This window comes from Rhizobium lentis, assembly GCF_017352135.1.
GTDB lineage: Bacteria > Pseudomonadota > Alphaproteobacteria > Rhizobiales > Rhizobiaceae > Rhizobium > Rhizobium lentis.
In genome coordinates this window covers 2979168-3001322 of the sequence record NZ_CP071454.1, presented here as the reverse complement: position 1 = coordinate 3001322, position 22155 = coordinate 2979168, and the positions used below count along the sequence as shown (strand labels likewise).

The 22155-nt window shown below is 62.6% G+C and carries 20 protein-coding genes; 11 read left to right on the top strand and 9 right to left on the bottom strand.

From position 1 onward, the window contains the following. Together betB and betA are read left to right on the top strand one after the other, a co-directional pair. On the top strand, positions 1-1464 hold the full coding sequence (gene betB / locus J0663_RS14405) for a betaine-aldehyde dehydrogenase (protein ID WP_207241003.1): 1464 nt from the start codon (positions 1-3) through the stop codon (positions 1462-1464). A 259-nt stretch (positions 1465-1723) separates the two neighbouring features. After that, entirely contained in the window at positions 1724-3373 is a 1650-nt protein-coding gene (gene betA / locus J0663_RS14400; RefSeq protein ID WP_207241002.1) for a choline dehydrogenase, read from the top strand. An 11-nt stretch (positions 3374-3384) separates the two neighbouring features. Here betA and J0663_RS14395 read toward each other — a convergent pair whose 3' ends face one another. The 3 genes from J0663_RS14395 to J0663_RS14385 all read right to left on the bottom strand — a co-directional run bounded on the left by J0663_RS14395 (position 3385) and on the right by J0663_RS14385 (position 4812). Beyond that, positions 3385-3858: a DUF6644 family protein gene (locus J0663_RS14395; RefSeq protein WP_207241001.1), complete on the bottom strand. Its 474-nt coding sequence runs from the start codon at positions 3856-3858 to the stop codon at positions 3385-3387. Positions 3859-3876: 18 nt separating this feature from the next. Continuing rightward, positions 3877-4263, bottom strand: a complete 387-nt coding sequence (locus tag J0663_RS14390) for a DUF6152 family protein (protein WP_207241000.1) — start codon at positions 4261-4263, stop codon at positions 3877-3879. A 102-nt stretch (positions 4264-4365) separates the two neighbouring features. After that, entirely contained in the window at positions 4366-4812 is a 447-nt protein-coding gene (locus J0663_RS14385) for an RrF2 family transcriptional regulator (RefSeq protein ID WP_207240999.1), read from the bottom strand. Between the two features lie 417 nt (positions 4813-5229). Between J0663_RS14385 and J0663_RS14380 the strand changes: the two genes are divergently transcribed. The 3 genes from J0663_RS14380 (at position 5230) to cysN (ending at position 8527) form a co-directional block, all read left to right on the top strand. Continuing rightward, complete coding sequence (locus tag J0663_RS14380) at positions 5230-5970, top strand: phosphoadenylyl-sulfate reductase (protein WP_207240998.1); 741 nt, start codon at positions 5230-5232, stop codon at positions 5968-5970. Between the two features lie 111 nt (positions 5971-6081). Continuing rightward, positions 6082-7035: a sulfate adenylyltransferase subunit CysD gene (gene cysD, locus J0663_RS14375; protein ID WP_207240997.1), complete on the top strand. Its 954-nt coding sequence runs from the start codon at positions 6082-6084 to the stop codon at positions 7033-7035. A gap of 1 nt (position 7036) precedes the next feature. Beyond that, positions 7037-8527, top strand: a complete 1491-nt coding sequence (cysN, locus tag J0663_RS14370; protein WP_207240996.1) for a sulfate adenylyltransferase subunit CysN — start codon at positions 7037-7039, stop codon at positions 8525-8527. 176 nt (positions 8528-8703) lie between these two features. On the opposite strand, the gene J0663_RS14365 is transcribed toward cysN, so the two are convergent. After that, entirely contained in the window at positions 8704-9681 is a 978-nt protein-coding gene (locus J0663_RS14365) for a sensor histidine kinase (protein WP_207240995.1), read from the bottom strand. A gap of 277 nt (positions 9682-9958) precedes the next feature. On the opposite strand from J0663_RS14365, the gene J0663_RS14360 reads away from it, so the two are divergent. Together J0663_RS14360 and J0663_RS14355 are read left to right on the top strand one after the other, a co-directional pair. Continuing rightward, entirely contained in the window at positions 9959-12256 is a 2298-nt protein-coding gene (locus tag J0663_RS14360; protein WP_207240994.1) for a PBP1A family penicillin-binding protein, read from the top strand. A 279-nt stretch (positions 12257-12535) separates the two neighbouring features. Further along, positions 12536-13177, top strand: a complete 642-nt coding sequence (locus J0663_RS14355) for a peroxiredoxin-like family protein (protein WP_207240993.1) — start codon at positions 12536-12538, stop codon at positions 13175-13177. Between the two features lie 80 nt (positions 13178-13257). Here J0663_RS14355 and J0663_RS14350 read toward each other — a convergent pair whose 3' ends face one another. Further along, positions 13258-14124: a LysR family transcriptional regulator gene (locus J0663_RS14350; RefSeq protein WP_207240992.1), complete on the bottom strand. Its 867-nt coding sequence runs from the start codon at positions 14122-14124 to the stop codon at positions 13258-13260. 69 nt (positions 14125-14193) lie between these two features. Between J0663_RS14350 and J0663_RS14345 the strand changes: the two genes are divergently transcribed. After that, positions 14194-15165 (top strand): quinone oxidoreductase family protein, encoded by a 972-nt coding sequence (locus tag J0663_RS14345; protein WP_207240991.1) that lies wholly within the window; start codon positions 14194-14196, stop codon positions 15163-15165. 72 nt (positions 15166-15237) lie between these two features. On the opposite strand, the gene J0663_RS14340 is transcribed toward J0663_RS14345, so the two are convergent. Then, positions 15238-16266, bottom strand: coding sequence for a LacI family DNA-binding transcriptional regulator (locus J0663_RS14340; protein WP_207240990.1), 1029 nt, complete (start codon positions 16264-16266; stop codon positions 15238-15240). A gap of 540 nt (positions 16267-16806) precedes the next feature. On the opposite strand from J0663_RS14340, the gene J0663_RS14335 reads away from it, so the two are divergent. Beyond that, positions 16807-18312, top strand: coding sequence for a DegQ family serine endoprotease (locus J0663_RS14335; protein ID WP_207240989.1), 1506 nt, complete (start codon positions 16807-16809; stop codon positions 18310-18312). 101 nt (positions 18313-18413) lie between these two features. Here the strand turns inward: J0663_RS14335 and pdxR are convergent, their stop codons facing one another. Continuing rightward, on the bottom strand, positions 18414-19826 hold the full coding sequence (gene pdxR, locus J0663_RS14330) for a MocR-like pyridoxine biosynthesis transcription factor PdxR (RefSeq protein ID WP_207240988.1): 1413 nt from the start codon (positions 19824-19826) through the stop codon (positions 18414-18416). A 98-nt stretch (positions 19827-19924) separates the two neighbouring features. On the opposite strand from pdxR, the gene J0663_RS14325 reads away from it, so the two are divergent. Together J0663_RS14325 and J0663_RS14320 are read left to right on the top strand one after the other, a co-directional pair. Next, positions 19925-20584 (top strand): GNAT family N-acetyltransferase, encoded by a 660-nt coding sequence (locus J0663_RS14325; RefSeq protein ID WP_207240987.1) that lies wholly within the window; start codon positions 19925-19927, stop codon positions 20582-20584. A 419-nt stretch (positions 20585-21003) separates the two neighbouring features. Next, the gene (locus J0663_RS14320; protein ID WP_207240986.1) at positions 21004-21204 is read left to right on the top strand and encodes a hypothetical protein; all 201 of its coding nucleotides are present in this window, start codon (positions 21004-21006) and stop codon (positions 21202-21204) included. Between the two features lie 146 nt (positions 21205-21350). Here J0663_RS14320 and J0663_RS14315 read toward each other — a convergent pair whose 3' ends face one another. After that, on the bottom strand, positions 21351-21536 hold the full coding sequence (locus J0663_RS14315) for a hypothetical protein (RefSeq protein WP_020049029.1): 186 nt from the start codon (positions 21534-21536) through the stop codon (positions 21351-21353). Positions 21537-21722: 186 nt separating this feature from the next. Beyond that, positions 21723-22151, bottom strand: a complete 429-nt coding sequence (locus tag J0663_RS14310) for a DUF1515 domain-containing protein (protein WP_207240985.1) — start codon at positions 22149-22151, stop codon at positions 21723-21725. Positions 22152-22155: the final 4 nt, after the last annotated feature.

Here is a 22155-nt window from a genome sequence, read left to right as displayed (position 1 = left end):
ATGAAAGCCCAGCCGAAAGCCTCGCATTTCATCGACGGCGAATATGTCGAGGATACCGACGGCGCCGTCATCGAGAGCCTCTATCCGGCCACCGGCGAGGTGATCGCCCGGCTGCACGCGGCAACGCCTGGTATCGTCGAGAAGGCGATTGCGGCGGCCAAGCGCGCCCAGCCGGAATGGGCGGCGATGAGCCCGATGGCACGCGGCCGCATCCTCAAGCGCGCCGCCGACATCATGCGCGAGCGCAACCGCGAGCTTTCCGAACTGGAAACGCTCGACACCGGCAAGCCGATCCAGGAGACGATCGTCGCCGACCCCACCTCGGGCGCCGATGCCTTCGAATTCTTCGGCGGCGTCGCGCCGGCCGGGCTCAACGGCGCCCATATCCCGCTCGGGCAGGATTTCGCCTATACCAAGCGCGTACCGCTCGGCGTCTGCGTCGGCATCGGCGCCTGGAACTATCCGCAGCAGATCGCCTGCTGGAAGGGCGCGCCGGCGCTGATCGCGGGCAATGCCATGGTGTTCAAACCGTCGGAGAACACGCCGCTCGGCGCCTTGAAGATCGCCGAGATCCTGCACGAGGCGGGACTGCCGAAGGGACTTTACAATGTCATCCAGGGAGATCGCGACACCGGGCCGCTGCTCGTCAACCATCCCGATGTCGCCAAGGTGTCGCTGACTGGCTCGGTGCCGACCGGGCGCAGGGTCGCGGCGGCGGCGGCAGGCAGCCTCAAGCACGTGACGATGGAGCTCGGCGGCAAGTCGCCGCTCATCGTCTTCGACGATGCCGATCTCGATTCGGCGATCGGCGGGGCGATGCTCGGCAATTTCTATTCGACCGGCCAGGTCTGCTCGAACGGCACGCGCGTCTTCGTGCAGAAGGGCATCAAGGCGGAATTCCTGAAGCGGCTGAAGGTGCGCACCGAGGCGATGCTGATCGGCGATCCGATGGACGAGGCGACGCAGATCGGCCCGATGGTTTCCTGGGCGCAGCGCGAGAAAGTGATCGCCTATATCGAGAAAGCCAAGGCCGAGGGCGCGACGCTCATTGCCGGCGGCGGCATTCCGAATAACGTCTCGGGAGAAGGTTACTACGTGCAGCCGACCGTCTTTGCCGACGTCACCGACGACATGACCATCGCCCGCGAGGAGATCTTCGGGCCGGTCATGTCCGTGCTCGATTTCGACGACGAGGACGAGGTGATCACCCGCGCCAATGCCAGCGAATTCGGCCTGTCCGGCGGCGTCTTCACCGCCGACCTCACCCGCGCCCACCGCGTCGTCGACCGGCTGGAGGCCGGCACGCTGTGGATCAACACCTACAATCTCTGCCCGGTGGAAATCCCCTTCGGCGGCTCGAAACAATCCGGCTTCGGCCGGGAAAATTCGCTGGCCGCGCTGGAGCATTATTCCGAGCTGAAGACGGTTTATGTCGGCATGGGGCCGGTGGCGGCGCCTTATTGAGTAACATTGGCCCTGCACTGCCTCTGCCCCTCACCCTAACCCTCTCCCCGTAAAAACGGGAGAGGAGACGTGCCAAACGCAGCGTCGAGGTTGAGGGAAGCCGGTGCGGCATATCCCCTTCGCCCCATTTGCGGGGGTCTCCGCAGGGCGGGTCGAGACCCGTGGCTCGACCCCGGTCGGTGCCGGCAAGCGGATGAGGGGCAGGCTCCAGGAAAAACAAGAAGCAGCCGGATGATGGCGGCTTGAGGGAAACAAGCAGATGCAAGCAGATTTCATCATCGTCGGCTCGGGCTCGGCCGGTTCCGCCCTCGCCTACCGCCTGTCGGAAGACGGCAAGAACAGCGTCCTCGTCATCGAGGCGGGCGGCAGCGATTTCGGGCCGTTCATCCAGATGCCGGCAGCGCTTGCCTGGCCGATGAGCATGAAGCGCTACAACTGGGGCTATCTCTCCGAGCCGGAGCCGACCCTCAACAACCGGCGCATCACCGCGCCGCGCGGCAAGGTGATCGGCGGCTCCTCCTCGATCAACGGCATGGTCTATGTGCGCGGCCATGCCGAAGATTTCAACCGCTGGGAGGAGCTCGGCGCCAGCGGCTGGGCCTATGCCGACGTTCTCCCCTATTTCAAGCGGATGGAACATTCGCATGGCGGCGAAGAAGGCTGGCGCGGCACGGACGGGCCGCTGCATGTGCAGCGCGGCGGCTTTACCAATCCGCTGTTCCGGGCCTTCGTCGAGGCCGGCAAACAGGCGGGCTTCGAGACGACGGAGGATTATAACGGCAGCAAGCAGGAAGGCTTCGGGCTGATGGAGCAGACCATCTTTGCCGGCCGCCGCTGGTCTGCCGCCAATGCCTATCTGAAACCGGCGCTGAAGCGCGACAATGTCGGGATCGTCTATGGCCTGGCGCGCAAGATCGTCATCGAAGATGGACGGGCCACAGGCGTCGAGATCGAGCGCAGCGGCCGCATCGAGGTGGTGAAGGCGAACCGCGAGGTGATCGTCTCGGCCTCCTCCTTCAACTCGCCGAAGCTTCTGATGCTGTCGGGCATCGGCCCGGCCGAGCATCTGAAGGAGATGGGCATCGAAGTGAAGGCCGATCGACCGGGTGTCGGCGCCAACCTGCAGGACCATATGGAATTCTACTTCCAGCAGGTCAGCACCAAGCCGGTATCGCTCTATTCCTGGCTGCCCTGGTTCTGGCAGGGGGTGGCGGGCGCGCAATGGCTGCTGTCGAAGGGCGGGCTCGGCGCCTCCAACCAGTTCGAGGCCTGCGCCTTCCTGCGCTCGGCACCGGGGCTGAAGCAGCCCGATATTCAGTATCATTTCCTGCCGGTGGCGATCAGCTATGACGGCAAGGCGGCGGCCAAGAGCCACGGCTTCCAGGTGCATGTCGGCTACAACCTGTCGAAATCGCGCGGCAGCGTGACGCTGCGCTCGCCCGACCCGAAGGCCGATCCGGTGCTGCGCTTCAACTATATGAGCCATCAGGAAGACTGGGAGAAATTCCGCCACTGCGTGCGCCTGACCCGCGAGATCTTCGGGCAGAAGGCCTTCGACGCCTATCGCGGTCCGGAGATCCAGCCGGGCGAAGCGGTGCAGAGCGACGATCAGATCGACGCCTTCCTGCGCGAACATCTGGAAAGCGCCTATCACCCCTGCGGCACCTGCAAGATGGGTTCCAAGGACGATCCGATGGCGGTGGTCGATCCGCAGACGCGGGTGATCGGCGTCGATGGCTTGCGTGTCGCCGACAGCTCGATTTTCCCGCACGTCACTTACGGCAACCTGAACGGCCCCTCGATCATGACCGGCGAGAAAGCCGCCGACCATATCCTCGGCAAACAGCCGCTGGCGCGCTCGAACCAGGAACCCTGGGTCAACCCCCGCTGGGCGGTCAGCGACAGATAGGAGGAATCGGATCAGAGAAATCCGATCCAGCGCCCCGCCACAAGGGCGGCGATCCACGTTGCCGCCGACAGAGCCGCAGAAACTGTAACGGCAGGGCGTAGAATGCCGACTTTGATTGCAGTTCGCCAACCCTGCCCCGTGTGGACGGCGAGCACATTGAGCAACCCGAAGGCAATCAGTCCGAGTTTGGCGAGGAAGGCGGGATTGGCGGCATATTCGACCGCTCGCACGCTGAAGAGGCAGAAGCCGGTGAGAAGAGCCGCGGCGAGGCCGATGCCGGCGGCGCGAGAGAGGAACGGGGCGAGGATTTCCACCGGCACCTTACGGAAGAAGCCGGCGAGCCTCAGATCGAGCGGCAGGATGGCGCCGACGAGCAGGCCGATCGCCAGGATATGGGCGGCGTTGACGACCATGTAGAGCGTTCCGGAGCGCCGGAGTGTCGCCGCAGGCAGCGTCGCCTGCAGCCATTCGAGAATGTCGATCACAGCGCGGTTCGCCCGAAATCAGTTCGTCCGGATGCGGTCGGGATAGATATCGTAGCGCTTCTCACCGATGGTGATGCGCACCGCCTTCATCCGCTTCTCCTTCGGATCCTGCGAACGGTTGCCGAGCGCAACCACCGGGTCGCCGGGCTTGGCGACGCCTTCGACGAAGCCGGAGCGTTCCGTCTGGCGCGGATTGCCGAGCTCGACGCGCCAGACGCCATCATCGGCCGTCGCAACATCGAGCGTCGGATGCGGCCCGCCCATTGATATTTTCTCGATGGTGCCGCGAAGCTCGATCTGGTCGGCCTCGGCCCAGGACCAGCCGTGATGGGCGGCAGCGCTCGTCGCAAGGGCAGCCGACAGGCCGACGGCAGCCAGCACATGCTTTATCGAAAGTGCAAACATGGATCTTCTCCCTACCCGCATGGGCAGGCAGGTGGAGCATCCCGACGGGAAGAAAAGCTGTTTCACCAAATCTTGAAGACAGAGGCGGCGACAGCGCGATGCTCAGGCCAGCAGCCGGGTGACTTCGGCGCTGCGGGCGGGCTGCACCGCGTCGGCGATGGTCGTCGAGAACAGCACCTTGCGGGTGGCGTCGGCCACCTTGGCGAAGACGTGGCGGATCTGGCAGTTCTGTTCGCCGTCGCAATCGTCGCACCGGCGATAGGCGGTGAGTGAGAGACACGGCAGCGGCGCGATCGGGCCGTCGACGATGCGCAGGATCTCGCCGAAGGTGATGGTGTCGGCCGGTTTCAGAAGAAGATAACCGCCCTGCTTGCCGCGGCGGCTGGCAACGATACCATGATGTTTCAGGTCGAGCAGGATCTGTTCGAGGAACTTCTTCGGAATCTTCTGCTGCGCGGCGATATCGGAAATCATCACCGGTTCGTCGGCATCGGCATCCGCCAGAGCCGTCAGCGCCCGCAGCGCATATTTCGCCTTTTGCGTAATCATCTCAGACCATCGACACACACAGGCGGCGCGCATTTCCGCGCCGCTTCACGAGTACATCAGCCTCTATGGCACAACCAGCATGAACGGAATTTGAACGCGCGGGGAAAGCCTTGAGGATCAAGCGCTTTGGCCTTGTTCTTCATTCTTGGCCTAGCCATTGCAATTTACGCCAAAAGCGGCCGTCGCGCATCTTTTTCGGCATCACTTCAGATTTCGGATTGACAGGCTGCGTGTAACTCTACTATTTTTGTAGACATCAGCTCGCCGCGCGGATTTTCCTCCGCGGGCGGCTGTTTTTTTGCATTGCGGCAGCTTCGGAGAGATATTTGCTCTTGCGGCCGCAGCTTTCGAAATCCCTTTTTCTGTCCGATCGAGACGTGAACTGCGATACTCCGGTCAACTAAGGACAGGATTCCCATGACTGTTATCAATACCAATGCAGAAGCCGAGGCGCTGAACGAGAAGCTGGCGGGCCTCGATCTTGCGCAGCGTCTGTCGCTGGTCTCGGGCCTTGGCGGCCGCGTGGTGTTCACCACCTCGCTCGGCATCGAAGACCAGGTGATCACCGCCGAGATCGGCACGCACCGCCTGCCGATCGACATCGCCACGCTTGAGACGGGCCGGCTGTTTGCCGAAACGCTCGCGCTGATCGACGAGACGGAAAGCCAGTACGACATCCAAATCAAGCGCTTCGCACCCGAGAAGGCCGATATCGACGCCTATGCGGCGCAATACGGCCTCAACGGTTTCTACGAGAGCGTCGAAGCCCGGCATGCCTGTTGCGGCGTGCGCAAGCTGAAGCCGCTTGCGCGTGCGCTCGAAGGAGCGACGATCTGGATCACCGGCCTGCGCCGGGGGCAATCGGCCAACCGCGCAGAGACGCCCTTTGCCGAATATGATGCCGAACGGCACCTGTTGAAGGTCAATCCGCTCGCCGATTGGGATCTGGAGGCAATCAAGGCCTTCGTTTCCGAAAACGGCGTGCCGGTCAATCCGCTGCATGCGCGCGGCTATCCCTCGATCGGCTGCGAGCCCTGCACCCGGGCGATCAAGCCCGGTGAGCCGGAGCGCGCCGGCCGCTGGTGGTGGGAGCAGGACGAGAAGCGCGAATGCGGCCTGCATGTCGCCGAAGAGGCCGCGGCGATCGCCGCACAATAACCATCTTCACGGCTTTTCGGATCAGGGCGCGGCGATCGCCGCAGGCCCTGGAGAGCCACAATCGAGAAAACCTTGCAAGCAGCCGCAAGGACCGACAGTCTGGAGTAAGACATGCCCGATAGCCGTCTGGATACGGAACTCAGCAATCCCCAGAGCGCCAAGGCGCCGCTCGACCCGCATCTGAAGGCGCTGGAAAACGAATCCATCCACATCTTCCGCGAAGTGGCGGCCGAATTCGAGCGTCCCGTCATGCTCTATTCGATCGGCAAGGATTCCTCGGTGCTGCTGCACCTGGCGCGCAAGGCCTTCTATCCCGGCCGCGTGCCCTTCCCGCTGCTGCACGTGAACACCGGCTGGAAATTCCGTGAGATGATCGCCTTCCGCGACGAGACCGCGAAGAAGTACGATCTCGATCTCATCGAGCATATCAATCCGCGCGGCGCGGCCGAAAACATCACGCCCTTCACTCATGGCTCGGCGGCCTTCACCGACATCATGAAGACCGAAAGCCTGCGCCAGGCGCTCGATGCCGGCCAGTTCGACGCCGCTTTCGGCGGCGCCCGGCGCGACGAGGAGGCCAGCCGCGCCAAGGAGCGCATCTATTCCTTCCGCACGCCGGACCATCGCTGGGACCCGCGCAATCAACGGCCGGAACTCTGGAACATCTATAACGGCATGATCCGCAAGGGCGATAGCGTGCGCGCCTTCCCGCTGTCGAACTGGACCGAGGTCGATATCTGGCGCTACATCCAGGCCGAGGATATCCCGCTCGTGCCGCTCTACTACGCCCGCAAGCGCAAGTTCGTGGAGCGCGACGGCATGATCATCCTTGCCGAGGATCCGCGTCTCGAACTGCTGCCCGGCGAAGTGCGCCAGGAAGGCATGATCCGCTTCCGCACGCTCGGCGATTTCCCGCTGACCGGCGCAATCCGCTCCGAGGCTAGCACGCTCGAAGAGGTGATTGCCGAACTCGAAATTGCAACGGTGTCCGAACGCCAGGGCCGCGCCATCGACCGCGACCAGTCCGGCTCCATGGAAAAGAAGAAGCGTGAAGGATATTTCTGAGATGACCGCAGCCCAAACCGCCGTCTCGGCCGCAACCGTTGCCAGCCTGCCCGCCGCCGAGCCGCAGAAGCGCGACTCGCGTCCGCTGCGCCTCATCACCTGCGGCAGCGTCGATGACGGCAAGTCGACGCTGATCGGCCGCCTGCTGTGGGACACCAAGGCGGTCAAGGAAGACCAAGCCGCCACGCTGCAGCGCGATTCCACCGGCAAGCAGAACGATCTCGGCCTGCCCGACTTCGCGCTCCTGCTCGACGGCCTGCAGGCCGAGCGCGAACAGGGCATCACCATCGATGTCGCCTATCGCTATTTCTCGACCGACAAACGCTCCTTCATCGTCGCCGACACGCCCGGTCACGAACAATATACCCGTAATATGGCGACTGGCGCCTCGACCGCCGATCTCGCCATCCTGCTCGTCGACGCCCGTCTCGGAATCCTCGAGCAGACGCGCCGCCACGCGACAATCGCCTCGCTGCTGGGGATCAAGCAGTTCGTGCTCGCCGTCAACAAGATCGACCTGACGGGCTACGACCGCGCCGGCTTCGAGAAGATCAGCCACGAATTCCGCGAATTCGCGCTGTCGCTCGGCGTCAAGCAGATCACCGCCATTCCGATGTCGGCGCTGAAGGGCGAAAACGTCGTCTATTCCGGCCAGGGCGCCATGCCCTGGTACACTGGCCCGACGCTGGTGGAGACGCTGGAGCTTGCGACCGTGCGTTCGTCGCAGACGGTCGGCTTCCGCCTGTCGGTGCAGCGCGTCTCGCGCCCCGGCGAAAGCTTCCGCGGCTATCAGGGCACGGTTGCCGGCGGCTCGGTCAAACCGGGCGACAGCGTCATGATCCTGCCGTCGGGCATGGTCGCCAACGTCTCCAAGATCGTCACCTTCGATCTCGTGCGCAACGCCGCGGTTGCCGGCGACGCGATCACGCTGGTGCTCGACCGCCAGGTCGACGTGGCGCGCGGCGACATGATCGTCTCGATCGACGCCCAGCCGCAGGTCGGACTCGCCTTCGACGCGCAGGTCGTCGCCCTCCAGCCGGAGGGCATCGAGCCCGGCAAACGCTACTGGCTGAAGAGCGGCAGCCGCCGCCAGCGCGTCCAGGTGCAGCCGCTCAGCCAGCTCGAACTGAAGACCGGCACGTGGAATCCCGCCCAGCGGCTCTACATGAACGCCATCGGCAAGGTGCGCCTTGCCTTCGACGAAGCAGCGATCTTCGACCCTTACGAGCAGAACCGGAATTCCGGCTCCTTCATTCTGATCGATCCGGAGACCAACAATACGGTCGCCGGCGGCATGGTGACCGGCAAACGCGCCGAACTCGGCGGCCTCCACAATGGCGAAGCCCGCGTCATCCTGTCGCTTCCGGCCGATCTTGCCGAGCAGATCATGGCGAGCGAGCTTTTCGCCAGCCGCAGCCACGAGGCCGAGGTGCGCCGCATGACGGCAGCCGAGGCGGCCGAGCTGTGGTCGAGCGCCGCCAGCGATATTTAATCGGGGATTGAGGGGCCAGCCAGGCTGGTCTCTTATGCGGTTTTATGCGAAGCCGAATCCGCCCATTGCAGGCTGGCGGATTCCTGCTGAACGGCGATCTCGCCGCGAGCTCGCTGCCCACTCTGCGACAAGGACCTTGGTCCCGCTTTCGGCTCTCGCGCCGGCCTCTCATGACCTCACATCGGGATTTTGATCGTCGCAGTGAACCCGCTGGAAGGATAGGTAAGTTCCACGCTTCCACCCATATGGACGGCGAGGCCTTCGATCAGTTCGGTCCCATAGCCCTTGCTGACAGGCTCAGAGATACGCGGCCCTGCTTCCTCGCGCCACTGGCATACAAGCGTCGTCCGATCCGGCGGACTTGCTTCCAATTCCCAGGTCACCCGTATCTTTCCGGCCGGTATCGAGGCAGCTCCGTGTTTCAATGCGTTCGTGCTGAGTTCGTGCAGGATCATGCTGACCGGAAGAACCTTTGAACTGAGAATTTCTACGGAAGGTCCAGAGCATTCGAGCCGTTGCAAAACCGTGCTACCGATCGCGCCTGTCAGCAAGGCTTCGAAGTCAGCCACCCCACCAAGGGCGGCAACTTCCTGAGCGCGAAAGGTGACACGCAGCCTTTCAAGCAGCGCTTCCTTGAAGCTTGCCACGGCCGGATCGTCGGTCCTGGAGTTCTTCACGACCGACTGAACGACGGCCGCGAGATTCCTCAACCGATGCCGCATCTCCGCGACGATGAAGTCCATCTCGGCATCGTGGCGCTGGCGCTCCGTCACGTCGTCGAAGATGACCAGGATATTGGGACTGTTGTCATCCGGATGAACGAGGCGTCGGGCGTCGACAAGAAACGTACGGTGGCCGATTGTCGGGAAATCATGCTTCACTTCAAAGCCGATGACGGCAGCGGACCGTGGGATGACAGAGGATATGAGCCGCCGAAGCTCCGGGACATCCCACTGCCCATTGCCAAGCCCGAAGAAGTTTTGGGAGAGGATGTCATCCCGGTCGACTTCGAAAGCCTTGATGAACGCGTTGTTTGCGGTCGTAATACAGAAATGCTGATCCAGCACGACAACGGGCTGGGTCATTGTGTCGACAATTCCCTGGGCCTGCACGTGCCCGATCTTCATCAGGCGATACAAATCTTCCAGCAACATGGATGCTATCCCCTCCTTACGCTTAACGAGGCGACAATAAGGGAGCCCTCAGCCAGGAACTCCCGTTCGACAGGTAAGCCCCTGCATCAAAGGTAATCCTTTCTGCATGGCTGGCAATGTCCGCAGGTGGCGCGAAATGGTGGCTTTTCGACGAGCAAGGATCGAACCTTCGCGCCCGGTTAATGGGGACGGCAAGCCTGGACGGTCCTTTTGCGGTAGAACACTCATCATCACCCGGCTATAAAGGTCATGCAGCATTGGCTTTTAGCGGTAAACGATGCCCAATTCTCCCGAATCCTCAGGTGAAAGCGTTAACAGCTCGAGCCCGGGTCGCAATCAGACAGTCGATCCGGAGGCGCCAGCGGTTGCTGGGGAATCGCCGGGAAGCACCCAAGTCGATGACCCGCAACCGCCCCACGCATCCTTCGGCCGGACCCGACGGGCCATGAGCAATCTATTCCGTGCGCTGCGTGACGATTTGCAGGCAAGTTCGGCGTTGGCGAAGTGCAGGACGGCCGCCTCGGTTTTAAGGCGGAAGCTAGGGAACTTGTTGCGCCTTGCAGCAACATCGGCTCCGGCCAGGTGGATGACCCCAGCTCTCGCCAGAACCGGGCACGGAATTCGCGAGCGGCGGACCAATCCGGGTGAAAGCAGCCAGCGCCGGTCGCATCCGGCGGGCTGGCGGAAATTCGCTCTGGGGTCGGCACTGCTTGTCTGCCTCCTCGTCACCAGCGTGCTGGTGTGGGCATTGAAAGACGTGCCCTGGAGCGAAATCCGCGATGGCACTTTGAAGCCGGTCGTGGTGCTGGAAACCGCCGATGGCGCGCCACTGGTAAGACAGGGACCTTATCAAGGGCCATATGCGCGATACGACCAGTTTCCGCCGCATCTGATCGATGCCGTCCTTTCGATTGAGGATCGCCGGTTCATGGATCATTTCGGCGTCGATCCCAGGGGCATCGGGCGGGCGTTTCTGCGGAACTTGAAGGCTGGCTCGGTGGTAGAGGGTGGCAGCACGATCACGCAGCAACTCATCAAGCTGCAATACCTCGACAGCGATCGAACGATTAAACGAAAGATTCAGGAGCTCGTCATCGCCGTCTGGCTGGAGTGGAAGCTCGGCAAGCGCGAAATCCTGACGCGCTATCTCAACAGCGTCTATCTCGGCGCGGGCGCGACCGGAATGCCTGCCGCCGCGCGCATCTATTTCAACAAGGATATCGGCGCCCTCAACCTGCCGGAGTCGGCGATGCTGGCGGGGTTGCTGCGGGCGCCGAGCCAATGGAACCCGATCGACAATTTCGAGGGCGCCCGGCAGCGCACCCTGGTCGTTCTCGACGCGATGACGGCCAATGGCAAGATCACCGAGCCACAGGCGGCGGAAGCCAAGACGAGCTTTGCCAGGCTGCACCCGACGACGCCCACGCCGCGCTCCGGGAGCTGGTTTGCAGACTGGATTTCACCGCAGGCGAGCGAAATCGCCGGCTCCTCGCCAGGTTCAACGACGGTGCGCACCACGCTGATGCCGCAGCTGCAGCAGATCGCCGAGCGCGTCATGAAGAAGGCCTTGGACAGCGAAGGAAAGGCGGTCGGAGCATCCCAGGCGGCGTTGGTTGCGATGACGCCGGACGGCGCGGTCGTTGCGATGGTTGGCGGGCGCGACTACGAGGCGAGCCAGTTCAACCGCGCCGTCACCGCCATGCGCCAGCCGGGCTCCACCTTCAAGCTCTTCGTCTACTACGCGGCGCTGAAGGCTGGGCTCACCTTGTCCGACCAGGTGCTGGACGCACCAATCGAGATCGACGGCTGGTCGCCAGAAAATTCCGGTGGCGATTATCGCGGTTGGGTATCGCTTGCCGAGGCGTTCGCGCGATCGCTCAATGCCGCCTCAGTGTCGCTCGCCGAAGAGGTTGGTCTCGACAATGTGATTGCCGCAGCGCGCGAACTCGGCATCGATGCACCCCTGGCCAACACGCCGTCCTTGGCGCTTGGTACCTCCGAAGTCAATCTGCTCAATCTCACCAGCGCCTATGCGTCCGTCCAGCTCGGCAGGGCACCTGTCAAGCCCTGGGGTATCATCGACTTCCAGGCGGCAGGGCAGCCCAAGGCCTTTCGCGTTGGCGCGCAATCAAAGCCGGGTGTCGATCTTTCGCCTTACCAGTCCGATCTCCTCGGGCTGCTGCAGCTGGTGGTCGAGCGCGGCACCGGACGGGGAGCAGATCCCGGCACCTTTGCGGCTGGCAAGACCGGCACCAGCCAGAACAATCGTGATGCCTGGTTCGTCGGCTTCACGGACACCCTCGTCGTCGGTGTCTGGGTTGGCAATGACGATGACACGCCGATGAAGGGGGTAACGGGCGGCGCCCTGCCAGCCCATATTTGGCGGGACTTCATCCGCGGGGCGACGGTCGAACCGACGCTGAACGGAGTACGATCGAGTGAAGCGGTCGTCGATGGCCAAGGCGCACCGCAGTCCTGCAACATCACCGCCTGCTCGCGCAGTTACCGCTCCTTTCGGCCGTCCGACTGTAGCTATCAGCCCTATTCCGGCGGCCGACGGCTTTGCGAAAAGTGATGTGGCTCGGTAAAGATCGTTTTTGCCGAACAGATCATCGCGAGCGAGCCCTTCGCCGGCCGCAGCCACGGGGCCGAGCTGCGCCGCATGCAGAAAACGGACTTTTTCAATTCACGAATCGCCGTTTGCGCTTGCCCGCGGGCCAATGTGAGACCATTCTTGGATCGGATCCCGGCGGTGCGGTAAGACGAGAGATCGGGCCTGGCAACGCTCACTTTCGACCTCGAAGCACTTAACGTGGCGCCTTTTCTCGACTGATCCCCGAGCGAGGAGTTGCCCATGTCCACGCCCTATGTCGACCATCCGCTACAACCGGGCGACCGGGTCCCGAACGTTGTGCTTGATGCGATCTCACACGAGGGGAAGATCGCACTTGATGACTTTCGTGGCCGCAGCCCATTGTTGATCGGTTTGTTTCGAGGCCTGCATTGTCCGTTCTGCCGGCGCCATGTCGCGACGATGGCATATCTCAACCCGATGCTGCGTGAGAAAGGCGTCCAATCCCTGGCTGTTGTAAACACCCCGGTCGAGCGCGCGCGGCTCTATTTCCGTTACCATCCGATACCCGATCTTCTTGCTGCTTCCGACCCGGTACGGGCTTCGCACCAAGCCTTCGGCTTACGCGAGGTCGGGATCGACACGCTTATGGCGATACGGATCGATCTTCCGGGCGAGTTGCCCGAGCCTATGGGGGTGAGGGAAATGGACGAATTTGTCAACGCGAAGGAAGGATATCAAATGACGGAAGCTGATCAGCAGATGATGACTGCCGACCACGGGCAGCTTGTCGGTCAGTTCCTGATCGACCGGGAGGGCATCGTACGCTGGAACTTCACTGAAATTCTGGAGGGTGGGCTCCAGACATTCAAGGCACCGAATTCCCAGGAATTGATGTCGGTAGCTTCCGAAATCGCACATTAGCGGCGAAAAACTCGCTCGACGATCCACCGCCCGGGTGGTGCTCAGTGGGTTGAGCGCTGCGGCCCAGCCAACCGGGCGAACTACTGCGTTAGAGCGGTTTTCAGCGCATCGACGACAACGCGGATGGAGGGGACGTCCTTGATATCCGAATGGACAACCAGCCACACCTCTCTTGTCAAAGCCTGTTCGTTTTCAATGCGCTGGAGACCGCTGGACTCCGGAGCGGCGAAATCGGGGAGCATGACGACACCTGCGCCAAGTCTTGCGGTTGCGGCCTGAAACTCCAGAATGGATGACCTCACGGCGATCGGCCGGCCGGCGGCCAGTTCCGTCAGCCGCAACTGTTGCGGTGAGGCGTTCATGGTTTCGTCGTAACCAATGAAGGTCCAGTCCGGCGGTGAAACCGTTTCAAGGTAAGTCTTTGATGCATAGAGATGGAAGTCCATCTCGCCAAGCTTGACGATGGCGTAATCGCCGTCCTCCGGACGCGACATGCGCACGGCGATATCCGCCTCTCGCCTGTTCAGGGATGCGAGGCGCTTTTCTCCGACAAGCGTGATCTGAACACCCGGATGATCTCGCCTGATGGCCGCGATCGGCTTTGCCAGCAGCACGCTTGAGAGAGCGGGCGGCGCGCTGATCCTCACATGGCCATGCAGTTCCGTGGCGCTGCTGCGACCAAGCTGCTCGATAGCCGCAGTCTGCGCCGCGACAAGAGATGCATGCCTGGCAACCTGCTCTCCATCCGAGGTCAAGATGATGCGGCGTCCGCGGCGGTCCACCAGCTTGCGTCCCAGACTGGCTTCAAGCGACGAAACGCGCCGACTGATCGTGGCGTGTTCGACGCCGAGCTGCTTTGCGGCACCAAGCAACGTTCCCGACTGGGCGAGCGCCAGGAAATGCCGAAGGTCGTCCCAGTCGATCTTTGTGAATTCTCTCCCAATCATTTTTAAGCAATAGAGAATTTTCACACATAATGCCATTGGTTAGTTTGTGCCCATGCAGGAGCACGAGAGATGACTGAGCAAATCGTATGGCTGAACGCCCCCGGCGACATCACCCAGTTCCATGTGGAGGATCACCGTTGTGAGCCTCCCGGCGATGGCGAGATAAGGATCCGTCATGAGGCGATCGGAACCAACTTTCTCGACGTCTATCATCGAAAGGGCCTCTACCCCATGCCCTCCTACCCCTCGGTGATCGGTGCCGAGGCCGCGGGCATCGTCGACGATGTCGGTCCTGGCGTCTCCACGTTCAAGAGGGGAGACCGCGTTGCCTATGCAGGGCCGCCGATTGGCGCCTATCGCACCATGAGGAACATTGCCGCCGAAAGGGCGATCAAGCTGCCGGATACCGTTTCAGCGAAAACGGCAGCGGGTTCACTGCTCAAAGGCATGACCGCCTATATGCTGTTGAAAAGGATCTATAATGTTCGTGCGGGAACGCGGGTTCTGATCCATGCGGCCGCGGGTGGGCTCGGGAGCATCCTCGTTCGTTGGGCGAGATCACTCGATGCCACCGTGATTGGGACGGTCGGCTCTCCGGAAAAAGCAGCGCTCGCCGCGTCTTATGGAGCCGACCACCTGATTGTTGGACGAGGCGCCGATATCGTCGCGGAAGTGAAACGGCTCACGAACGGACATGGTGTCGACGTCGCCTATGACGGGATAGGCGGCGACACATTGCTCAAGAGCATCCGCTCTGTCCGACCGTTCGGCATGGCTGTCACCATCGGTCAGGCCGCCGGTGCTATTCCACCGGTGCCTGTCGAGGAACTTCGCCCGGGCAAGGCGCTCTGCCATCCGAGCATCATGGCCTGGTGCGCTGACGTCGACCAGTATCGCGAGGCTGCTCTCGTTGCAGTCCAGGCGATGGAAACAGGGATCGTTTCGCAGATCGGAGCCGAATATCGTCTGGCCGATGTTGCCAAGGCGCATGAAGAGATGGAATTCGGACGCTCGACGGGCAGCATCCTGCTGATACCCTAGATCTGGAGCCTTCCGGTCCCCGCGGGTTTCGACGTTCCGATCCGGAATGGAAAGGTTCGAAGATGGCAACGATTATCGCGTCGAACCGCGCGGGACGATGGAGAAGCCGCAATCGACCCTGTCTTTACCGCGCGTCTCGTCGCGAACCGCGTGCAGCAGCAGGTCGGCGACGCGGTAGCCGATTTCGTAGCGGGGGATGTGCACCGTCGTCAGCGTCGGCTCGGTGAAGGTCGAGAATTCCAGATCGTTGAAGCCGCAGATGCCGAAATCTTCGGGCACGCGGATGCCGCGTGCCTTGCATTCGATGAGGACGCCGAAGGCTAGTTCGTCGCTTTGGGCAAAGACGGCATCGACATCGGGCACGCTTTGCAGCAGGCGGGAAAACAGCTCCCTGCCGAGGCCGATGCGGTTCGGCGCATCGCCGCCGATGACGAGGTCTTCCTGGAAAAGCCCGGCTTGCCGCATGGCAGCCTCATAACCCGCCAGCCGGCGGCGCGAGCGGACATCGCCGCCGCGGCCGACGAAACCGATCATCTTATAGCCCCTCGACAGCAGGAAGCGGGTGGGCTCAGCGCCTGCCGCATAATGATCGAGGCCAACGACCAGCTTTTGCGGCTCCTGGCTGAGATCGGTGATATGGGCGATGGGACAGGTGGCGCTTTCGATCAGCGGCAGAAGATCGCGATAGGATTCGGCGCCGGCGATGATGACGCCGGCCGGCTTCTGCGTCAGGAAGGATTTCAGCAGGCCGGCCTCACCCTCGGCATGGTGCAGCGTGCTGGCATATTGCACGGTGAACTCAGTGTCGCGGAAGCAATCCTCGATTCCGATCATCAGGCCGGCAAAGCCGTATTGCTGCAAGGCGGGCGTGATGACGCCGACAATGCCGTTGTGGCGGCCCGCCAGTGCCCGGGCGGCAAGGTTGGGGATATAGCCCATCTCCTCGACCGTGCGCAGGATCACCTCGCGCAGATCCGCCGAGACGATTTCGGGATTGCGAAGCGCACGCGAGATGGTGATGGGGCTGACGCCCACCCTCTTGGCGACATCGCTCAATTTCACAGGCGCGCCGCGCCTTCCCCGCTCCACCGACCTGCTCATTGCCCCCGTATGCCGCCGCGAGACTCGACCGCGTCCGATCCTCCACCTTTACTTTCTGGAGAAGAAATAATTTAGAGTCTACTAACATTTTTATGATGGCAACGCCGTGTGGGTAAGCGGCGGATGCTCTGCCGCAATTACGCGTGTCAGCAGCGGCCGGATCACTGCGGGGGCGATAAGTCTATTGATTTGCGAAGGAAATCACCGGGCAGAAGGATGCCGGGCAAACGCGGTGGCGCTCGCCGATCCGCCGCACCCGCCGTTCAAGGCAGCCACAAACTGAAGGTTAACCCCCGGTTAAACCTTACAAATCGGCAATATAAACATGATCAATATTTAATTTGTAAATGGCGCTGACGCGATCATATGAATCGACGAGCGCGAATTCTTCCATTCGCCAGGCCGCCGCCCCGACGACCGCGCGTGTCCCACGAGGAATTGGCGCCATACGCCTTCCGACGCCAGGTCCCAGAGATGGAACCGCGACGCCATCAAAAGCCAATGCTCCTGTAAGGGGCGACCGCCCAAGGGATCACCGCCATGACACCTATTCTCCGCACACACCGCGCCGCAGCGCTCGTCGGAGCCGCCATCATCGCCGGCTCGGCATGCCTGCCTTTTGCGATCCATACGTCCAACGCTGTTGCCGCGCCTTCCGATACGGGCGGCATTCTTGCCGCAAGCGGCTCGTTTGCGTCGATCGTCGATGTCGACAAGCCCGCCGTCGTTACCATTACCACCACCGTCAAGGCGACCGATATCAGCGCCGGCGAGCAGGATTCGCCGATGGACGAGCAGTTCCGCCAGTTCTTCGAGGATCAGGGCATCCCGCTGCCGCGCCCGGCGCCGCAGCAAAAGCCCTCCCAACATGCGATGGCGCTCGGCTCCGGCTTCGTCATCAGTGCCGATGGCGTGATCGTCACCAACAACCATGTCATCGACAATGCGCTCGACATCAAGGTGACGCTCGACGACGGCACCGAACTGCCGGCCAAGCTGATCGGCACCGACCCGAAATCCGATGTCGCCGTGTTGAAGATAGACGCAGGCAAGCCGTTGCAGACGATTGCCTGGGGCGATTCCGACAGGCTGAAGCTCGGCGACCAGATCCTGGCGATCGGCAACCCTTTCGGCATCGGCACCACGGTTACGGCCGGCATCGTCTCGGCGCGCGGCCGCGACCTGCACAGCGGCCCCTATGACGATTTCATCCAGATCGACGCGCCGATCAACCACGGCAATTCAGGCGGTCCGCTCGTCGACCGCGAGGGCAAGGTCGTCGGCATCAACACCGCCATCTATTCGCCGAACGGCGGCAGCGTCGGCGTCGGCTTCGCCATTCCCTCCGACGAGGCCAAGGCGATCGTCGCCAAGCTTCAGAAGAACGGCTCGATCGATCACGGCTATCTCGGCGTGCAGATCCAGCCGGTCACCAAGGACGTCGCAGATGCCGTCGGCCTCGACAAGACGGGCGGCGCGCTGGTGGCCGCCGTCTCCGCCGATACCCCGGCCGCCCAGGCCGGCCTGAAGCCCGGCGATATCGTCACCTCGGTCGGCGGCCAGGCCGTCAAGACGCCGAAGGACCTGTCGCGCCTCGTCGCCGATCTCTCGCCGGGCACGCGGGAATCGCTCGGCGTCTGGCGCGACGGCAAGGCGATCGATCTCACCGTCACCGTCGGCGCCAATGCGGACGGCCGGAAACGGGCCGCGGCGACAAGCCCGCAAGCGCAGGGCCAGGCCTCCGGCCAGCCGAGCCTCGGCATCGGCCTTGCCGAGCTGACGCCCGATCTGCGCCAGCAGCTCAACCTGCCGCGCTCCGCCAGCGGCGCGGTGGTCGCCAGCGTCAACCCGGACAGATCGGCCGCTGCCGCCGGCATCCAGCCGGGCGACGTCATCGTCTCGGTGAACGACCGGCCGGTCCGCAATGCCCGCGACGTCAAGGCGGCGATCGCCGAAGCCGGCAAGGCCGGCCGCAAATCGGTGCTGCTGCTCGTCGAACGCGACGGAAATAGAACCTTCATCGCCGTGCCATTTTCCGCGGCCTGAGGCGGCCGCGTCCGGAAATAAAACCTTTATCGCCGTGCCGTTCAACGCGGCCTGATCTGCATCATAAAGGCCGATGCGCCCGGGCCGCGATCCGGGCGCGATCACGTCAGGCCGAATGCCTTCTCGAGATCGGCCGCCAGCTTCTGAACGGCAGCCGGTTCAGCCCGCGAAATGCCGAAGAGGATGCCGGTGGCGGATTTGCCGATAAAGAAATCCGACATCGGCATCAGCCCATATCCTGACCGATTGACCTCGGCGATGATTGCCCGGTCATTCATCGCCTCGTCGCGAAACCAGGTGGCAAGCTGCAACCCGCCGTAACCACCCGATAGGGCAAGACGGTCCGCAAATTGCCCGGTCAGCATCTCGACCGTGCGGACCATGCGATCGGCATAATGCGGGTTCATGCGGCGGAGATGGGCGCGCAGCCTGCCCTCACTGATAAAATCCGCGAGGGCGGCCTGAACATGGGTGGGGACGGCAACGCCGCTGCGCTGCAGCGCCTCCGATGCCTCGGCAACCAGCCAGCGCGGCACGACCGCATAGGCGACACGCAGACCAGGTGCCAGAACCTTTGAGAAGGTGCCGAGATAGGCCACGACTTCTGCCCGGTCTATCCCCTGCAGGGCGGCAATCTGGCGTGACCCATAGTGAAAGTCGCTGTCATAATCGTCTTCGACGATGAGGCTGCCATCCCGGCGCGCCGCCTCCAGCAGCGCCAGCCGGCGCGGCAGGGTCAGTGTCGCCCCCGTCGGATATTGATGGGACGGGGTCACGTAGATCAGCGCCGGTTGCGGGCCCTCAGCCCTGGAAACATCGATACCCTGCTCATCGCACGGCACCGGCACGATTTCGGCGCCGGCATCGCCGAGCAAGGCGCGAGCGGCGGGATAACCGGGGTTTTCCATCCAGGCGGACTTGCGGCCGCTCCGTCGCAACATTGTTCTTGCCAGTATGTCGATCGCCGCGCGGGTGGAAGGCACGACCAGAACCTGCTCGGGGACGGCCACAACGCCGCGTGTCGTTGAAATATGATCGAGAATGGCCTTACGCAGTTCGAAAATCCCGGTCGCATTCTCATAACCGAGATGCTGGATACGGAGAGAACGGCTGCGCGCCGCAAGATAGCGGCTCCATACGGCGTGCGGGAAGGCCGACACGTCGGGCACCCCCGGCCGGAACAGGGCGTGATCGGGTGACTTGTCCGAAGGCGTTTCCGCGATCGGCCACGGATCATCCATCGGTCGTTGCTGCTGCATGCGCGCGAGGGCGGCAATGCGTGTCGCCGCACCAGCGGAGGCTTCGATATAACCTTCGGATTTCAAGCGGTCATAGGCCTCCACTGCGGTGGAGCGTGCGACACCGAGCGAAGCCGCAAAAGCGCGGGTCGACGGCAGCTTGTAGCCGGCCGGAAGCTGGCCGAGCAGGATGCGGTCCCGGAGACCGCGATAGATCTGACCCGCAAGATCGCCCGCGTCGCGATCGAGGTCGAGCCATGCGGGTGCTGGTGTCATTGCCTCACTGGTCTGCTCGAAAGATCGAAACTGGACTTTTACTTCAGTCCATCCTGAAGGCAAGAGCAGCGGAGTTCGATGCAACGATGGATATGACGATGGATCTTTCAGACTGGAAGGGCGTGGCACGCCCCGCCCGCGCCCCGATCGAGGGCCGCTATGCCCGCCTGGAGCCGCTCGACGCAGCAAGGCATGGCGCCGATCTTCTCCGCTCGGCCCAGGAGCCCGGTGCGGATGCCCGCTTCCGCTACCTGTTTGAAGAGGCGCCTGTCGACATGGCCGCCTTCACGCCCTGGCTGACAAGGGCTTCGGAAAGCGAAGATCCGCTCTTCTTTGCGGTCATCGACAAGGCGACGGGGCGCGCCGAAGGGCGGCAGGGACTGATGCGGATCGATACCGCCCATGGTGTCATCGAGATCGGCAACATCCTCTGGGGACCGGCGATGGCCCGCACGCGGGTGGCGACTGAAGCGCTGTATCTCTGCGCGGCTCATGTCTTCGACACGCTCGGCTATCGCCGCTTCGAATGGAAGTGCAACAATCTCAATGAGCCTTCGAAGCGCGCTGCCGAGCGCTTCGGCTTCTCCTTCGAAGGCGTCTTCCGCCAGCATATGGTGCAGAAGGGCTGCAATCGCGACACCGCCTGGTTTGCGATGACGGATGGGGACTGGCCAAGGCTGAAGGCAGGATATTCCGCGTGGCTTTCGCCCGATAATTTCGACAGCGACGGCCGACAGAAAAGCAAACTCGGCTTTTGAACGAGTCGGGAAGGAGAAGCCCGTGAAGGCGGGCTTTTCCTTGTTTCTGTCCGGCTCCGGCACAGCGCTGCGGCCTTCCCTGTCATCGCCATCGCAGCAGATGGTAAACTCCGGCATTTCCCCACGAAAAACCGAAGAAAGCGCCTGTTTTCCGTGCCGGAAAGCGACACAGAAACAAGAGGTTGCGCCATTGCCTGACAGGGCGGCCGGCGGCCGATCAACTGCCGCTGGACGAATTAACCCTACTGGCTTACCTTAATATCAGCATCGGCTTGAATAGATCCCGCCCTGTGACATCGTATTTTCGTGATTGCTAATTTGTTCCAGTAAAGCGCACCGGAACTGCGGCCCGCCTTTCCCTGGGAGAGACCGGCTTCATGCATCAACGGACGCAGCAACATCAAACGGAGGGGTATGCCATGAACAACATCCTGGAATTTCGGGCCAAATGCCCGCAGGACGAAAGCCTGGCCGACTGCCGGGAGGCGCTTGAGCCACATGTGATGAAGATCGTTGCCGAGGCCGTCGGCCGCGGCTATTCGCCGGCGGAAGCGGCCATGGTGGTCGCCGATATCGCCGACGATTACATCCTGATGCTGTCGCGTGAACTGCGGCATTGATGGGCGGCGTGCGTGAGCACCTCGGCACGCCGCCCATGATCCGGGAGCAAGGGCATAGGCCCCTGCGCCCGCATCAGTGGACCGCGCGGCACCTGCCGGGGTAGCAGGGGGGTACAGGAGACGAGACCCGCCGCGCGGCCCGGCGCCTAACGCCATTTCGGCTGGCGCGGCGGCGCGTTGGCCTGAATCTCATGCAGCGGCGCGCGAGACCCGAGCAACTTCTTCAGCTTCTTCTCCTCCGCCGGACCAATCCCAAATTTGCGGCAATGCTCCGCGACATCATGTTCCCGTGGGCCGGGAATGCGAACTTGGCGATTGCTCATGCTCTTCATGTCTGTTTCCTCCTGAAGGGGATAACAAACAGGCGGCGGTTTTGTTCGTTAGCAAAGTCTAAATTTAAAGATACGGCTGGAGACAGCAATATATCAGCCAAACGGCGTTGTTTTGCTGCGTTTCACTTGGCGGCACTCTTCATCGATCGCCGGAAAAGCCAAACAACGCCGAGACGGCGCCTCCCCTCAACTGATCTTCAGCCAATGCCTGAGTGCGGCCACCGCCCCGTCGCTGGCATAGGCAATGATCCCGCCCGTCGTCAGCCCGGCAAAGGCGATCAGCCCCGAGATGCCGTAGCCGATCGATTTCATCCGTTTCCACTCCTCGAGCGCCGGGCCGACCGCCTCCTGGTTCCTCTCGACGGTTTCCTTGAGCGTTCCGATCTCGGCGCGGATCTGCGCATCGGCGCCGCCGCTGATTGCCACTTTCGTATCGAGACGTGCGATCTGCCTTGCCTGCTCGTCGAGGCGCTTGTGGATCACCACCCTGGAATCATGGGCATTGGCCTTTTCGCCGCCCATCTCCTGGCGCAGCAGCGCGACGTTTTCCTCGATGCCGGTCAGGCGGCCCTCCACGCGCCCGAGAGCGCGCAGGATATCGTCATTCGATGTCATATCG

Excerpts from the sequence above, each read along its gene's own strand:
- J0663_RS14310 (WP_207240985.1), bottom strand. The coding sequence starts at position 22,151 with ATGACATCGAATGACGATATCCTGCGCGCTCTCGGGCGCGTGGAGGGC.
- J0663_RS14385 (WP_207240999.1), bottom strand. The coding sequence starts at position 4,812 with ATGATTACGCAAAAGGCGAAATATGCGCTGCGGGCGCTGACGGCTCTG.
- J0663_RS14320 (WP_207240986.1), top strand. The coding sequence starts at position 21,004 with ATGAACAACATCCTGGAATTTCGGGCCAAATGCCCGCAGGACGAAAGC.
- betB (WP_207241003.1), top strand. The coding sequence starts at position 1 with ATGAAAGCCCAGCCGAAAGCCTCGCATTTCATCGACGGCGAATATGTC.
- J0663_RS14345 (WP_207240991.1), top strand. The coding sequence starts at position 14,194 with ATGACTGAGCAAATCGTATGGCTGAACGCCCCCGGCGACATCACCCAG.
- cysN (WP_207240996.1), top strand. The coding sequence starts at position 7,037 with ATGACCGCAGCCCAAACCGCCGTCTCGGCCGCAACCGTTGCCAGCCTG.
- J0663_RS14315 (WP_020049029.1), bottom strand. The coding sequence starts at position 21,536 with ATGAAGAGCATGAGCAATCGCCAAGTTCGCATTCCCGGCCCACGGGAA.
- J0663_RS14390 (WP_207241000.1), bottom strand. The coding sequence starts at position 4,263 with ATGTTTGCACTTTCGATAAAGCATGTGCTGGCTGCCGTCGGCCTGTCG.
- J0663_RS14340 (WP_207240990.1), bottom strand. The coding sequence starts at position 16,266 with ATGAGCAGGTCGGTGGAGCGGGGAAGGCGCGGCGCGCCTGTGAAATTG.
- pdxR (WP_207240988.1), bottom strand. The coding sequence starts at position 19,826 with ATGACACCAGCACCCGCATGGCTCGACCTCGATCGCGACGCGGGCGAT.
- J0663_RS14365 (WP_207240995.1), bottom strand. The coding sequence starts at position 9,681 with ATGTTGCTGGAAGATTTGTATCGCCTGATGAAGATCGGGCACGTGCAG.
- J0663_RS14355 (WP_207240993.1), top strand. The coding sequence starts at position 12,536 with ATGTCCACGCCCTATGTCGACCATCCGCTACAACCGGGCGACCGGGTC.
- J0663_RS14350 (WP_207240992.1), bottom strand. The coding sequence starts at position 14,124 with ATGATTGGGAGAGAATTCACAAAGATCGACTGGGACGACCTTCGGCAT.
- J0663_RS14335 (WP_207240989.1), top strand. The coding sequence starts at position 16,807 with ATGACACCTATTCTCCGCACACACCGCGCCGCAGCGCTCGTCGGAGCC.
- J0663_RS14325 (WP_207240987.1), top strand. The coding sequence starts at position 19,925 with ATGGATCTTTCAGACTGGAAGGGCGTGGCACGCCCCGCCCGCGCCCCG.
- J0663_RS14360 (WP_207240994.1), top strand. The coding sequence starts at position 9,959 with ATGCCCAATTCTCCCGAATCCTCAGGTGAAAGCGTTAACAGCTCGAGC.
- betA (WP_207241002.1), top strand. The coding sequence starts at position 1,724 with ATGCAAGCAGATTTCATCATCGTCGGCTCGGGCTCGGCCGGTTCCGCC.
- J0663_RS14380 (WP_207240998.1), top strand. The coding sequence starts at position 5,230 with ATGACTGTTATCAATACCAATGCAGAAGCCGAGGCGCTGAACGAGAAG.
- cysD (WP_207240997.1), top strand. The coding sequence starts at position 6,082 with ATGCCCGATAGCCGTCTGGATACGGAACTCAGCAATCCCCAGAGCGCC.